A 13,717-nucleotide genomic window follows, 5' to 3' on the forward strand; every position below is an offset into this window, starting at 1 on the left:
CGCCTCTGAGCTCGGGAGGTTCGGTTTTCTGAGGGTTCCTGGGTCTCCGAAGCGATGGAGGTAGCTAGCCTTCCTGGTGCTATACGGTTGTGCTCTTCAATGGAGTGGACGCATCTGCGTCTCGAAAGCGGTTCTTCAGTGGAACCGGCGCCAAGGCCCGTCTGTGGTCGTTCAGAACACGGGGTGCCGTCTCCAAACCGGCTATTGGAGCGGGCAGCCGCCGGAATTTGACCCATGGAAATGAGCGCCTGTCAGGAGGCGTTCGAAAACGGCGCGATCTTCATCGCGGCTGTTTCATGGTGTCATTCCTGACATGTTCTTTATAATCGGCAGCTTGCGGATAGTCTTGCCCGTCGCCGCCCGTAGCGCGTTGGCGACGGCCGGGCCGATCGGCGGCACACCTGGCTCACCAACTCCCGTGGGCGGCTCCTCGGACGGCACAATGTGCACCTCGACTCGCGGCATCTGCTCGATCCTGAGCGGTGTATAGGTATCGTAGTTCTCTTGGTCTACGACACCGCCCTTCAGGGTCAGCTCCTCCTGGAGGATCGCGCCTAGCCCGAATCCGATACCGCCCTCCATCTGAGCGCGAATCTGGTCAGGATTTATCGCGGTGCCGCAATCTACCGCGCAGACGACGCGGTCGACCTTGAAACCATTTTCATCGTTGAGGGTGATCTCCACCACATCGGCGACATAGGTCGAGAGGCTTTCATGCATGGCCACGCCGCGGAAACGGCCTTCCGGCAGAGGCTTGTCCCAGCCTGCCTTCTCAGCAGCCACTTTAAGCACGGCGGCATGCCGTGGATGGTGACCGAGCATTGACAAGCGGAAGTCGACCGGATCACGGTTCGCAGCGGCGGCGAGCTCATCGATCAGGGTTTCCACCGCGTAAGCGGTGTGGGTGGAGCCTACCGAACGCCACCACAGCACCGGGATGTTCACGTCCGTGGTGGTCAGCTCGACCTTCAGGTTCGGGATCGCATAGGGCAGGTTGGTGGCGCCCTCTACGGAGGTTGGATCGATGCCGTTCTTGATCATCGCCGCAGAGGTCGAACCGCCCAAGACCGATTGGCCCACGATGTGGTCATGGAGAGCGACGACATTGCCTTTCTTGTCGAGCCCCGCCTTGACTGCGTGCACATAGGCCGGCCGGTACCGCCCACCCCGCATGTCATTCTCGCGGGTCCACTGCACCTTCACTGGCTTGCCGCGTCCCAGTGCACGCGCTGTGGAAACAGCTTCGATGATGACATCTGCATCCAAGACCGCGCGGCGGCCGAAACTGCCGCCGGTCTTCATCACGTGCAGCCTCACCTTGTCCGGCGTGGTGCCGCCTACCTGAGCGGCAGCCGCCTGATAAAGGTCGGGCATCTGGTGTCCGCCCCAGACGTCGATGGTGCCGTCTTCGTTGATTCGGGCGGCCGCGTTGAGTGGCTCGATCGAAGCATGAACAAGATAGGGGAATTCGTAGTGCCCCTCGATGATTTTCTCAGCACTGGCGAACGCTGCGGGAGTGTTACCGTCGTCGCGCGCGGTTGCCGCGCCCAGATCGTCTGCTGCCTTGTTGTATTCGGCCATGATCTCGGCCGTGCCGCGCTCTTCGGCCTTCTCCTCGTTCCAGGTCACCTCCACGAGGTCGCGGCCCTTCAGCGCCGTCCAGGTGTCCCTGCCAACCACGGCAATGCCTCGCGGCGTCTGGACGACATCGACAATGCCGTCGAGTGCCTTGGCCTTGGTTGCGTCGAAGCTCTCGATCTCGGCGCCGAACTTCGGCGGATGGATCATAACGGCCGTCTGGAGTCCCTCCATCATGAGGTCGATCGTGTAGGTCTGCGCGCCGTTGGTCTTGCCGGCGGAATCGTAGCGCTTGAGGCTGTCCGATCCGATCTGGGCCCACTTGTCGCGCGGCTTTAGCGGCACGTCGTCGGGAACCGGCATTCCCGCTGCGGCTTCAGCCAGGTCACCGTAGCGCGCCTGCATCCCTGAGGCGTGCGACACGACCCCGGAAGCGACTTTGATCTCGCCGGCTGGCACATCCCACCGCTGCGCCGCGGCCGCCACCAGCAAGGCCCGTGCGGCAGCACCCGCCTTGCGGTAGCGTTCCCACGACGAACTCATCGACGTGGAGCCACCAGTTACCTGTGCGGCCCCGCCCCAGGCGACATTGCCGTAGAGCGCGGTATTGCCATATCCGCCGACCACGTCCACCTGCGCCCAGTCGCCGTCGAGCTCTTCCATAACCAGGGTGGCGATGCCGAAATAGGAGCCTTGTCCCATCTCGAACTGCGAGGAGTAGATGATGATTCGGTTCTCCTTTGTGATCTCGACATAGGTCTGGAAGGGGTTCGCCTGAACCTTTGCAGTAGTCGTTTGTGCGATGTCGGACGCCGCCAGCACTGGCCGGTAGCCCACGGCGAGGCCAGCGGTGGTGACGCCCGCGCCGACGAGGAACCGGCGGCGCGTGGGCCGCACGGAGTTATGCTTCGAGAGAAACTGCGACATGCCTCAAGTCTCCAGCCGGTTGGCGGTCTCGTGGATGGCCGCGCGGATGCGATGATAGGTGGCGCAGCGGCAGAGATTGCCGCTCATCGCCGAATCAATATCATCGTCCGTCGGCTTAGGCGTTTCTGTAAGGAGGGCCACGGCCGACATGATCTGGCCAGACTGGCAATAGCCGCATTGAGGTACGTCGAACTCGGCCCACACGGCCTGGACCGTTTCGCCTATCTTGCCCGACACACCCTCAATGGTGGTGATCGAGGCTCCTTCGATGTCGCCGACTGCGGTCTGGCACGAGCGCGTCGGCATGCCGTTAACGTGAACCGTGCAAGCGCCGCACTGGGCAAGCCCGCAACCGAATTTCGTTCCCGTGAGTCCGATGACGTCACGGACCGCCCAGAGCAGCGGCATCTCTGGATCGACGTCGAGTGTTCGCGCCTCGCCATTGAGGGTAAAAGCGACCATTGCTTGCTCTCCTTGTCCTGAGCTGGCTATCTCGTTGAGCCTCCGCCCGCCTGGCAACCGAGCTCTTGTTGCTGAGGCCTAGCGACCACACCCTAGGAACGCGCAGCTCAAGCAACAAGCCGCTAGGTTGGCGAGTTACGAGATCGTGAAGTGGGTCGTGTCGAAAGGCTGGAGGCAACTGAATGTCATTTTTTGGGCGGACAGGCCGCTTTAGGCTGAGTTACACGAGACTGGACATTCGGGTCGTCGCGAACATCGACCGCTGGTCGGCCGCGTCCGGCAGGGCCCTGATTGGCTACACGAAATGAAATGGGAGGACTATCGATGGGGGCCTACCTCGACCCGCAACCTCCACGACTGGACCCTCAGGTTTCCGACTATCGTCCCGGGCGGTGGCCGAGCTCGGCGCCTCGGACGCGATAATAGACGGTGAGGCGTTCGTCGTTGACCAGAAGGCTTGTCGCGCATTCCCAGTCTTCAGCGGGTTCTTGGCCGCGGCGGGAGACGTCAGGACCATGCTTGCCGGCTTCGACCTGCTCAAGATCGACGGCGAGGGTCTTCGCGATCGGCCACTCGTCGATCGGCGCAAAGCGCTAGTTAACCTGCTGAGACGCCGCCCAAACGGCATCGTTCTGAGCGACGAGATCAGCGGCGGCAGCGACATTCTCGCGCAAGTCTGCCAGTTCGGCCTCGACGGCATCGTCTCCAAGCTGCGTGTCAGTCCATATCGATCCGGCCGGCGCCAAGAATGGGTGAGACAAAATGCGTGCTGAGTGATGAGTTCATCGTCATCGGCTGCGAACCCGGCAACAGTTACGGCGGTCGGGAAGCGTGCTCTGGCGAATGTCGAGGACGGAAATCTGGTGTTCGCCGGCGGCATTGGCACCGGCTTCAATGCGCGCACCGGGCCGGAGTAAAGCGCCGGCTCGATGCCATTTAAATGGACAAACCACCGATTCCTAGTTTGAAGGCGAACGGTGCGGCATGGGCGGAGTGCCCTGCGCAGTCTGTACCTCCGCAGTCGATTGTCGAGTTCGAAGGGGTGTGATTGGCGTCGAGACCGCTCCAGCCATGGCTATCAGCACGCCGAGTGCGTTGTTTTCGATCAATTCTCGAAATGAGCGGGTAAATACATGCACTTCCTTTCACTTGCCGAACGGGGTTTGCTGTTCACCGGCTGGCATCCGATGGCAAACCTTTCAACGCGGCGGCGATCTGGCGCTTCGCTGCTGGGGGCAGAGGCAGGATGGGACGCGGGGGTTCGGCACTGCAAACGTCGAGCAATTCAGCGAGTGCATAGACGACGCGAAGGCTCGAGAACTCCTTGAAGAGGCTCCAGATCGGGACCAGCGCGGCATTGATCCGTCGCGCTTCGGCCGCATCGCCCTGTTGCGCCGCTGTGACGATCGTCATGCAGACCTCGGGCAGGATGCCCGCAAGGACGCTGTACCATGTGTCGGCGCCGGCGATCATGGCCTCGGCGGCGTTCCAGTCGCCGCTGTAGCCAATCGAGAACCCTTCCGGCAGTGTGCGCCTCTGGGCGGTCAGGTGGTTCTTGATCGCATCGCTTTTGTCTGTCGGATTCTTGATGGCGACAATCCCAGCCACCTTTGCCAGGCGGCTGACAAGGGGTGGACTGAAATGGAAATGCGTCGTTCCTGGATTGTCGTAGACGACGATCGGCAGGCCACTTTCGCGCGCCACAGTGGAGAAATGTTCGAACACCTCGTCATCAGTAAGCGGGGTGTAGGAGGCGGCGGCAAGCAAACCCGCAGCTGCTCCAAGGGCCTTGGCGTCTTGCGCGAGCCCCACGGCTTCATCGGTGCGCAGCGCGCCCACACCCACCACGACCGGCATTTGCCCCGCCGTTTGGTCCAAGGTCTCGGAGAGCGCCCGCCGCCGTTGCTCGCGCGACAGATAGATGTATGTGCCGGTGCTGCCGAGAAGACCGATGGAATCGACCTGAGCAATGCCAAGCCGAGCAATCAGCCTGCGCAGGGCAACGCTATCGACGCGGCCGTCACGATTGGTCGGGGTGATGGGGAACGCGGAAAGACCGCTCAGGAATGCCATGGCAAGGCTCCAGATCTTTGTGTGAGCGCAGAGGTGGCCGCACGCCAGGTCATTACAAGACGTCCAAAGCCCGCCGCAGATCGGCGATCAGGTCATCAGCGTCTTCAAGCCCCACCGAGAGACGCATGAGATCCTCGCCGACTCCATCGGCCAAATGGGCATCCTTGCGGATCGGCTGCCGAGCACGGGTGAGGCTTGCTGGATGATAGATGAGGCTGTCGGCATCGCCGAGGCTGACGGCGCGAATGATCAGGTTGAGCCGGTCCATCATCCGGCGCGCTCCTTCGTATCCAGCGTGGAGGCCAAAGGCCAACATGCCCGATCCGTTGGACATCTGTTTTCGCGCCGTCACCTGATCAGGGTGCGAGTCGAGGAACGGATAACTCACAAATGCCACCGCCGGGTGCGCTTCCAGCGCCCGAGCCACCGCAAGGGCCGTGGCGCTGTGCCGTTCCATACGCAGCGTCAGCGTCTTTAGACCGCGCAGGATTAGGAAAGCTGACAGGGGCGAGAGCGCTGCGCCGGTGATGTAGCGCAGGCCCGTTTCATGCAGCGTACGGAGCGTTTGGGCGTCGCCGAGAAGCGCCCCGCCAAGGGCATCGCCATGACCATTGATGTACTTGGTCATCGAATGGAGCACGATGTCCGCCCCGTGCTCAAGCGGTCGCTGGAGCGCGGGCGAGGCGAAGGTGCTGTCCACGGCAACCTTCACACCGCGCGCGTGAGCGCGCTCGGCAATTGCCGCTATGTCGAGGATGCGGCTCAGCGGATTCACCGGCGTCTCGAAGAAAACCAGCCGCGTCCGCTCGGTGATCGCAGCATCGAGATTGTGGGGATTTGACAGATCGACCGCGACGACCTTGATGCCGAAGCGGGGGACCGCCTGTTCGACCATGGCAAGCGTGTTCGCATAAAGCGTCTTGTGGACGATGAGTTCATCGCCCTGGGACAGGAGCGACAGGATCAGAGTGCCGAAGGCCGCCATCCCCGAGGCAACAACCAGCCCCGCCTCGGCTCCTTCCAGATTCGCGAGCCGCTGCTCGAGGATCTCGGTCGTGGGATTGTATTCGCGCGCATAGAGCCGTCCACCAAGGGCGGCGGCGGCATCGTTTGCTGCCACGCTTTCGAACCCATAGGTTGACGTCAGGAACACTGGCGGCTGGACGGCATTGGAAAAGCCGGCCGGATCGTAGCCATGATGGATCGCCCGGGTGGCAAATCCGGGGCTGGTGCGGTTGAGCGACCCCGTGGGAGCATCGGTTTCGGATTGATGGGAGCTGGTCATTCGGCCTCTGCGATCTCTCTTGGGGTTCCGAAAGATTGACGGCAACCTGGCCAATGTGAAATATCCAGTTGGCGATGAAAGAGATGGTCCAGTCTTCAAGTGCCGGGTCTGCAGCGCGCTCGCACGCGATGGGTGCACGCCAGATATACGAAGCCCTTCGCGAGCAAATCCTCGGCGGCGTCTACGAAACCGGCAGTCAGTTGCCATCCTCCCGAGCCCTGGCAAATGACCTCGGCGTTTCGCGAACCACGGTGACGGTCGCCTATGAGCAACTGGCTGCGGAGGGTTTCATCGAAGTCCGTCAAGGCGCACGACCTCGCGTTGCGTCTTCGTTGATGGGCCCTGGGACGGGGCGCACTCACGCGCAACGGGTCGGCCCGATCCACCTGTCCGCATATGGCGAGCGGCTGCGCGCGACGTCACCCTGGCCAGATTATCTGCCGACTGGGCTGAAGGTCGAGTTCCGCTATGGCGACCTCGCGCCGTCGGATTTCCCTTCATTGGTCTGGAAACGCGCGATGAACGAGGCGATGGGGCAGCGCCCGCTGCGTCTTGCCTATGACGATCCTCGCGGCTCGCGCCGGCTTCGCCAGGCGCTTCAGGGCTATCTCTGGCGCGCCCGGACCCTCAGCTGCGACCTCGACCAGATCATAGTTGTGAACGGTTCGCAGCAGGGCCTTGATCTGTGCGCGCGCCTGCTTCTCGATCCCGCCGACCGTTTCGTCATCGAGGATCCGTGCTACAGGATGGCGCGTCAGGTCTTTGCCAGTACGGGTGCCTCACCCATCCCGGTCATCGTCGACGAAGACGGGATGAGGACCGAGTTGCTGGCGGGGATCGGAGCACGACTGGCGTATGTGACGCCATCGCATCAGTTTCCGCTTGGCGGCGTCATGCCGATCGCGCGCCGCCATCAGCTTCTGAAATGGGCGCGGCACAACAACGCCTATGTGATCGAGGACGACTACGACAGCGAATATCGCTACGACATCAATCCGGTCCCTCCGCTGCACAGTCTCGAGGACCACGGGGCTGTCATCTACCTCGGCACGATCTCCAAAACGCTCTCGCCGATGCTGCGCATCGGCTACCTCGTCCTCCCGCCCGAATTGCAGGAGGTCTTCGCAACCGCCAAACAATTCGCAGACCGGCATTCGCCGGTCGCTGAACAGGAAGCGCTGGCATCGTTGATCGAGAGCGGCGGCTACGAAAGCCATGTCCGCCGTGTGCGCAGGCTGAACGGCGAGCGTCGGGAAACGTTGTTGGGTGCCTTGCAGCACAGCTTCGGGGATCGCATCACTGTCCAGGGAGCAGATGCGGGACTGCACGTCGCGGTTTGGTTCAATGACCTGCCACGATCGCGGGAAACGGCCTTGGTCGAATCCGCCCGCGACGCTGGCCTGGGGCTACACCTGATCTCGCCGCTCTACGAACGGCCATCGGACCAAGGCCGCACCGATCGCGTCGGACTTGTCATGGGCTATGCCGCCTTGAGCATTCGGCAGATCGGGAAGGGCGTTGAGGTCCTGCGAGAGGTTGTCAAGCAGGTGCAAGACGCGATGCCGGCGCGGAACAACTGAGACGGGGCGACGCCGAAAGCTGGCGCTGAAAACGGTCCGAGGGCCCGCCGTATTTCTTTCCAAACAGCCAACTGGACCGGGAAAATGCCATGCAACTGGCGCTGTTGATCAGGCCAGTTTTGCAGCAGGTTTCCACGAGACGAATTTCCGAGAGCGATGATGACCTGGCGAGGAAAGCTGCTTCACGTCCATATCGCGCCTGCCGGCTCCTATGAAATGGAGGAGCTGGCGCAGGCGCAGCTTATTGCCGGCCAAGGCATTGTCGGAGACCGCTACTACCTGGGGACGGGGACCTATTCGGCGCGTCCCGACGTTCGGGAGGTGACATTGATCGAAGCTGAAGTTCTGGACGCCATCGCGAAGGGCGAGCCCAGGATTCCGGGCTTCAAGGCCAAGCTCGGACCCGAAGATCACCGGCGCAATCTGACGACACGAGGCGTTCCGCTTAGCCATCTTGTCGGCAAACGCTTCCGGGTCGGGGAAACGATTCTCAGGGCCGCCCGGATGAATGTGCCGTGCAAGTATATCGAGGAGTTGCTCGGGCTTCCGGGTCTCTACGAGGGGCTTCTGAACCGCTCCGGCCTGAACTGCACAATCGAGGTCGGGGGCGTGATCCGCCCCGGTGATCTGATCTTGCCCATCGACGAGTGAAACGCCATGGCGTCGCCGCGCATCATCATGAAGCTGACCGTGACCGCCGCCCGCAAGGAGCCGGGCGACGTGCTGGTCATCGACCTGAAACACCCACGTAAACCTGTGCTGCCGGCGTTCGAAGCGGGTTCTCACGTCGACGTCCATCTGCCTGAAGGGAAGGTGCGTCAGTATTCACTTTGCGGCGACCCGACCGAGCTTGGCCGCTACACCATCGCGGTGAAGCGCGAGAATGACGGCCGTGGCGGCTCGGCGTGGATCCACGAAACCATTGCCGTCGGCTCCACACTGCCTGTCTCCGCGCCACGCAACCATTTTGCGCTCAAGCCAGGCGAGGGGCCGACTTTGCTGCTGGCAGGGGGAATCGGGATCACCCCGATTCTGGCCATGGCGCGCGCGCTGACCCGGCAGGCCAAGCCCTTCGAGTTGCACTATTTCACCCGCAGCCGGGCGCTCACGCCACTCTTGGCGGCGATCGGGAGCGATCTTCCTGGCGGCAATGTGCGGATCCATTTCGACAACGAGCCTCAGACCCGGCAGAACATCGCCGCGCTGCTGGCGAACCGTTCGGACGACGCGCAGACATACTACTGCGGACCGCCTGGCTTCATGGCGGTTGTGGGGCGCGCGGCTCAACACTGGCCCGAGGGTACTGTTCATTTCGAAACTTTCCAGCCTCCCGAGTTTGATGGCGCGCCACCGGAACCATTCGTCATAGAACTGGCTGAGGGCAGGGTGGTTGAGGTTTCGGCTGAGACCACGGCACTGGCCGCCTTGCGTGCGGCCGGTGTGCCGTTGATGGCCTCGTGTGAGAACGGGGTGTGCGGGACCTGCGAATGCGCAATGCTGGCGGGACAGCCGATCCATCGGGATGCCGTCCTGTCCAAGGAGGCACGCGGCCACCGCTTCATCCCCTGCGTATCGCGCGCGACAGGTGTGTTGAAACTCGATCTTTGACCATTGGGCGGGGGTCCTGTGAGACCGGCAGCTGATTTGCGGGAAACTGAATGACGAGGAAACTGGAATATCTGCACGAGATCGAGCGCTGCGTCTCCTGGCTCGCAGCCTGGACGATCCACCACGCCAACCACGTCCGCGAGGGCGATGAGATCAAGGTCGGGGGGCATCAGGCCTCGTCCGCGTCGCTGAGTACCATCATGACCGCGCTCTACGGTTCGGTCCTGCGCCCGCAGGATCGGGTGGCGGTCAAACCCCATGCGGCGCCGATCTTCCATGCACTTCAGTATCTGGCGGGCAACCAGACCCACGAAAAGCTCATGAACTTCCGCGGCTACAAGGGCGCGCAGAGCTACCCTTCGCGGACGAAGGATGTCGACGATGTCGACTTCTCGACCGGGTCGGTGGGTCTCGGCGTTGCTCAGACGCTGTTCTCGTCGCTGGTGCAGGACTACGTCTCGGGTCACGGCTGGATGAAGGAGCGTGCCGAGGGCCGAATGGTCAGCCTGATCGGCGACGCCGAGATGGATGAGGGCAACATCTACGAGGCCCTGATCGAAGGCTGGAAGCACGGGCTCAGGAACTGCTGGTGGGTGGTCGACTACAATCGCCAGTCGCTCGACGCCGTGATCCGGGAGGGCCTCTGGCAGCGTTTCGAGCAGATTTTTCGCAACTTCGGCTGGGACGTGATGGTCCTGCGCCACGGGGCTCTGCAAGAGGCTGCCTTTGCCGAGCCGGGGGGCGAGAAGCTGCTCGAGTGGATAGAGCGCTGTCCGAACCAGCTCTATTCGGCGCTGACCTTCCAAGGGGGTGCTGCCTGGCGCAAGCGGCTGCTCGACGAGATCGGAGACCAAGGGCCGGTCACCACTCTGATCGAACGCCGCTCCGACGACGAGTTGCAGGCGTTGATGACGAACCTTGGCGGGCATGACATGCCGAGCCTCCTCGAAGCCTTCGAGGCGGCGTCCAGGCATGACCGTCCCGTCTGCTTCATCTGTTACACCATCAAGGGCTACGGTCTGCCGCTTGCCGGACACAAGGACAACCACGCGGGGCAGATGACGCCCACGCAGATGGAAGACTACCGCCTGCAAATGGGCGTAAAGCGGGGTGAGGAGTGGAACAGATGGGCGGCCGCCACCTTGCCGGAAGCGGAACTTGACGCCTTCTTCGCAAAGGCGCCGTTCTTCAGTGAGGGGCGTAGGAGGCTGTCTGCGCCGTCGGTGCCGGTGCCTGAAACCCTTCCGTCACCGGGGCAGCCCGGCAAGCCGCTCTCGACCCAGATGGGGTTCGGCCAGATCCTGAACGACATCGCACGCGAGCGCAGTCTGCTTGCCGACCGCATTGTCACCACCTCGCCCGATGTGACGGTCTCGACCAATCTCGGTGGCTGGGTCAACCGGCGCGGCCTTTTCGCCCGGGAGACCATGGCGGACACCTTCAAGGCCGAACGCATTCCGTCGACCTTTACCTGGGAATTTGGGCCGAAGGGGCAGCACCTCGAGCTCGGGATCGCCGAGTCGAACCTGATGATCATGCTCGGGGCGCTCGGTCTCTCGCACTCGATCAATGGCGTGCGCCTGCTGCCGATCGGGACAGTCTATGATCCCTTCATCTACCGATCGGCCGACCAGCTAAACTACGCCTGCTATCAGGATGCGCGCTTCATGCTGGTCGCAACGCCCTCGGGCGTGACGCTAGCGCCCGAGGGCGGAGCACACCAGTCGATCGGCACCCCATTGATCGGCATGGCGCAGGATGGGCTTTGCGCCTTCGAACCGGCCTTCGTCGACGAACTGTCCGTGATCATGCGCTTTGCCTTCGATTACATGCAACGTAATGGCGAGGGGGATCCGGATGAGACGACGTGGCTGCGTGATCAGACCGGAGGATCGGTCTATCTTCGCCTGTCAACCCGGCCGCTCGAGCAGCCGCCGCGCGACATGAACCCGGCGCTCGCGCGGGACATCGTCAATGGCGCCTATTGGCTGCGTCCGCCTGGGCCCAACGCGAGTGTCGTCATTGCTTATCAAGGCGTCGTCGCGCCGGAGGCGATTGCCGCGACGGGTCTTCTGGCGGAGGACCGGCGCGATGTCGGGCTGCTCGCGATCACCTCCGCGGACCGGCTTAATGCGGGCTGGCAGGCGGCGGAACGTGCCCGGCAGCGTGGCGCGATTGGCGCCCTGAGTCATATCGAGCGGCTGCTCGCGCCGCTATCGCGTGACTGCGGCATCGTCACCGTGATCGACGGCCACCCGGCGACGCTCGCGTGGCTCGGTGGGGTTAACGGGCATCGCGTGAAGGCGCTTGGGGTCGAGCAGTTCGGCCAGACGGGGACTATTGCGGACCTATACCGTCACCACGGCCTGGACACCAACGCCATCGTACATGCGGCGCAGGCGGTCAGTGCGGGACCGGCTGTTCGCTACCGGAAGGCGCTGCCTTGACCATGAGCGACCGGATGCTCCGTGGCTGGTACGGATCGGCTGTTTCCACGGGCGTTCCGGTTCGCTTCAAAGCGGACAGGGCCGGGACACTGTGGACGTTCTGATCGCGCTTGAGTAGCTTGTGCGACCCCAGGGTCACCTGGGAATACGCAGGGAGGCGGCTTTTATTTAGCCTTGCGTCCAATTACGAATTCGATCCAATCCAGTCCGGAGCAAAAGCTCCGCGTCCTCCCGATTTTCGGCTTCGACGTAGCACCGCATTTCCGGGGCATTTCCGGATGGACGCAAATGCAAGACACGCTTATCCGCGAGAGTGATACGAAGTCCGTCAACATCGCTAACCTTGCTTACCACTCCAATCGACCCGACGAAGGCGGCGATGTTAGTTTCCGCTGAACGAAGGTATGTCATGAGGCGAGTGCTGCTTTCGACGGAAAAATTTTCCAAGCGATCCGCCGCCGCCGCCGGCAATTGAAAGGAACTGCCAATCTCCGACAGTGGCTGCCCACTTGTACTGACAAGGGAAAGTGCCGCCATGATGGGGAGAAAACTGTCGCGTGTAGGTAGCGCTGGCAGTTTAGTTCCGTTCGGGTCAAAGTCCGTGCCGGTCAACAAACCACCGTTTGCTTCGAAACCAACCACGCGCTCGTGACCCGACGCAACCAAATCGAGCATGGCAGCAATAACAAATGGCGATCCAACCTTGGTACGCACGACTTTAAAAGAACCTGCGGTCTCGATACCAGAGTTTGATGTGACCGGCGTGACGACTGCCTTCGCTTGCAGGAAGTTCGCCGTAATCAGGCCTAACAAATCACCGCGAAGGGGGTCTCCATGGTCGTCAGCTACCAGTGGGCGGTCACCATCGCCATCTGCCGAGACGACCGCATCAAGCCGATGCTCTTTGGCCCAGAGCTTGAACTGTTGAGCAGTCTCGTCAGAGACCGCTTCAGTGTCGACAGGAATGAAAACTTCCGAACGTCCCAGGGTTACGACCGTCGCACAGTGATATGAGAGAATGTCAACCAAGAGATCGCGCGCGACTGTGCTGTGCTGATATACGCCCACCGTTAAGCCCTTTAGAGCATTAATCTCCATAAGCTTTCGATTGCGCGCCATGAACAAGGCCTTGCATTCGGCCTCCCGGTGCTGCCGACGTGCAACAGCACCTTCAAGGACGTATCCGCGCTTCTCCAGCTGCAAGGCGATGCGCGTTATCTCCCGCTCATCATCCTTGTCGATCTCACCGTCGGGTCGATAGAATTTTATTCCATTACGGTCGGCCGGAATGTGCGAGCCTGTGATCATCAAACAACCACTCTTACGCGCCTGAGCATACAGTGCCAGGGCAGGGGTGGGGACTGCGCCGCAATCGACTACGATGAAGCCGAGCGCGGACAGTGCCGCCGCACAGACGGCGGCGATGGCCGGACTCGAGGCGCGAAAGTCGCGCCCTATGAGTATCTCGTCGCCAATTCTGGCCAGGCCGGATTCCAGCAGGAATGTCGCGAATGCCGTTGCATATAGGGCAGAGGCGGCTCCTGCCAATTCTGTCGCCAGGCCCCGTAATCCACTTGTTCCGAATTTCATACCAAATCCGACGTTGCTAACCGGGTTTTGAAGGTAACATGCTCAAACTTTGGCTCGTCCGGAATGCCCATCGACAGATCCCTCGGACGAGAACAAGAAGTACATTCGGTTACCGTAGACGCGTTCGGTTATCGACGGTTACCCTTGTGAGGATTGACGCAGTCGGC

General features: G+C 62.0%; 11 protein-coding genes. 6 read left to right on the forward strand and 5 right to left on the reverse strand.

All coding sequences use genetic code 11. The features are described from left to right. Positions 1-294: 294 nt before the first annotated feature. Together NKH38_RS23705 and NKH38_RS23710 are read right to left on the reverse strand one after the other, a co-directional pair. Positions 295-2,505, reverse strand: coding sequence for a xanthine dehydrogenase family protein molybdopterin-binding subunit (locus tag NKH38_RS23705; protein WP_023689395.1), 2,211 nt, complete (start codon positions 2,503-2,505; stop codon positions 295-297). Positions 2,506-2,508: 3 nt separating this feature from the next. Next, positions 2,509-2,967 carry a (2Fe-2S)-binding protein gene (locus tag NKH38_RS23710; RefSeq protein WP_023689394.1) on the reverse strand — a complete coding sequence of 153 codons (459 nt, stop codon included), beginning with the start codon at positions 2,965-2,967 and terminating at the stop codon, positions 2,509-2,511. A gap of 392 nt (positions 2,968-3,359) precedes the next feature. Here NKH38_RS23710 and NKH38_RS23715 point away from each other — a divergent pair, with 392 nt between their 5' ends. Then, a complete protein-coding gene (locus tag NKH38_RS23715) occupies positions 3,360-3,740 on the forward strand; it encodes an ATP-dependent DNA ligase (RefSeq protein ID WP_023689393.1) in 381 nt (126 codons plus the stop codon). Positions 3,741-3,743: 3 nt separating this feature from the next. Then, entirely contained in the window at positions 3,744-3,884 is a 141-nt protein-coding gene (locus NKH38_RS23720) for a hypothetical protein (RefSeq protein ID WP_023689392.1), read from the forward strand. A gap of 253 nt (positions 3,885-4,137) precedes the next feature. Here NKH38_RS23720 and NKH38_RS23725 read toward each other — a convergent pair whose 3' ends face one another. Together NKH38_RS23725 and NKH38_RS23730 are read right to left on the reverse strand one after the other, a co-directional pair. Further along, positions 4,138-5,040 (reverse strand): dihydrodipicolinate synthase family protein, encoded by a 903-nt coding sequence (locus NKH38_RS23725; protein WP_023689391.1) that lies wholly within the window; start codon positions 5,038-5,040, stop codon positions 4,138-4,140. Between the two features lie 52 nt (positions 5,041-5,092). Beyond that, positions 5,093-6,325: a trans-sulfuration enzyme family protein gene (locus NKH38_RS23730; RefSeq protein ID WP_023689390.1), complete on the reverse strand. Its 1,233-nt coding sequence runs from the start codon at positions 6,323-6,325 to the stop codon at positions 5,093-5,095. A gap of 74 nt (positions 6,326-6,399) precedes the next feature. Between NKH38_RS23730 and pdxR the strand changes: the two genes are divergently transcribed. The 4 genes from pdxR (at position 6,400) to NKH38_RS23750 (ending at position 11,960) form a co-directional block, all read left to right on the forward strand. Next, entirely contained in the window at positions 6,400-7,905 is a 1,506-nt protein-coding gene (pdxR, locus tag NKH38_RS23735) for a MocR-like pyridoxine biosynthesis transcription factor PdxR (RefSeq protein ID WP_031237899.1), read from the forward strand. 159 nt (positions 7,906-8,064) lie between these two features. Beyond that, the gene (locus NKH38_RS23740) at positions 8,065-8,556 is read left to right on the forward strand and encodes an MOSC domain-containing protein (protein ID WP_023689388.1); all 492 of its coding nucleotides are present in this window, start codon (positions 8,065-8,067) and stop codon (positions 8,554-8,556) included. Positions 8,557-8,562: 6 nt separating this feature from the next. After that, positions 8,563-9,513 (forward strand): PDR/VanB family oxidoreductase, encoded by a 951-nt coding sequence (locus NKH38_RS23745; RefSeq protein WP_023689387.1) that lies wholly within the window; start codon positions 8,563-8,565, stop codon positions 9,511-9,513. Positions 9,514-9,563: 50 nt separating this feature from the next. Further along, complete coding sequence (locus NKH38_RS23750; RefSeq protein WP_352763728.1) at positions 9,564-11,960, forward strand: transketolase; 2,397 nt, start codon at positions 9,564-9,566, stop codon at positions 11,958-11,960. A 168-nt stretch (positions 11,961-12,128) separates the two neighbouring features. Here the strand turns inward: NKH38_RS23750 and NKH38_RS23755 are convergent, their stop codons facing one another. Beyond that, positions 12,129-13,550, reverse strand: a complete 1,422-nt coding sequence (locus NKH38_RS23755; protein ID WP_352763731.1) for a phosphomannomutase — start codon at positions 13,548-13,550, stop codon at positions 12,129-12,131. Positions 13,551-13,717 lie beyond the last annotated feature (167 nt).

The organism is Mesorhizobium sp. M1078, assembly GCF_040318615.1.
Lineage (GTDB): Bacteria > Pseudomonadota > Alphaproteobacteria > Rhizobiales > Rhizobiaceae > Mesorhizobium.

What these genes read in the sequence shown, in the direction of transcription:
- NKH38_RS23705 (WP_023689395.1), bottom strand. Translation starts at nt 2,505, where the DNA reads ATGTCGCAGTTTCTCTCGAAGCATAACTCCGTGCGGCCCACGCGCCGC.
- NKH38_RS23710 (WP_023689394.1), bottom strand. Translation starts at nt 2,967, where the DNA reads ATGGTCGCTTTTACCCTCAATGGCGAGGCGCGAACACTCGACGTCGAT.
- NKH38_RS23720 (WP_023689392.1), top strand. Translation starts at nt 3,744, where the DNA reads ATGAGTTCATCGTCATCGGCTGCGAACCCGGCAACAGTTACGGCGGTC.
- NKH38_RS23725 (WP_023689391.1), bottom strand. Translation starts at nt 5,040, where the DNA reads ATGGCATTCCTGAGCGGTCTTTCCGCGTTCCCCATCACCCCGACCAAT.
- NKH38_RS23730 (WP_023689390.1), bottom strand. Translation starts at nt 6,325, where the DNA reads ATGACCAGCTCCCATCAATCCGAAACCGATGCTCCCACGGGGTCGCTC.
- pdxR (WP_031237899.1), top strand. Translation starts at nt 6,400, where the DNA reads ATGAAAGAGATGGTCCAGTCTTCAAGTGCCGGGTCTGCAGCGCGCTCG.
- NKH38_RS23740 (WP_023689388.1), top strand. Translation starts at nt 8,065, where the DNA reads ATGACCTGGCGAGGAAAGCTGCTTCACGTCCATATCGCGCCTGCCGGC.
- NKH38_RS23745 (WP_023689387.1), top strand. Translation starts at nt 8,563, where the DNA reads ATGGCGTCGCCGCGCATCATCATGAAGCTGACCGTGACCGCCGCCCGC.
- NKH38_RS23750 (WP_352763728.1), top strand. Translation starts at nt 9,564, where the DNA reads ATGACGAGGAAACTGGAATATCTGCACGAGATCGAGCGCTGCGTCTCC.
- NKH38_RS23755 (WP_352763731.1), bottom strand. Translation starts at nt 13,550, where the DNA reads ATGAAATTCGGAACAAGTGGATTACGGGGCCTGGCGACAGAATTGGCA.